Below are 262 nucleotides of genomic sequence, written 5' to 3' on the forward strand. Positions count from 1 at the left end.
GGCCGAGCCACCTTGGCACGTTCTGCCATCCGGTACTCGCCACCAATTCTATTTAGGAATCGCCAAGCACTGAAGAAGCGGCTCCGGAACGATGCCAGTGCGTTCAGACAGGCCCATGCCTCATCCGACTCGCCGCTCAGGTATTCCGCCCTGTCGATCTCGATCGTGCTGAAATGCTCTCCGCTCGGCAAGAAAACGCTCATCCCATCCTTGTCGAAGATGGCATTGTCCTGGGTTGCCTGAAACAGCACGAGCATCACAT

General features: G+C 56.9%; 1 protein-coding gene. It reads right to left on the minus strand.

All coding sequences use genetic code 11. The features are described from left to right. The coding region (locus ACH107_RS33895) for a hypothetical protein (protein ID WP_412509934.1) at window positions 1-262 on the minus strand (262 nt) is incomplete at both ends.

Source organism: Roseovarius halophilus (ex Wu et al. 2025) (genome assembly GCF_047086965.1).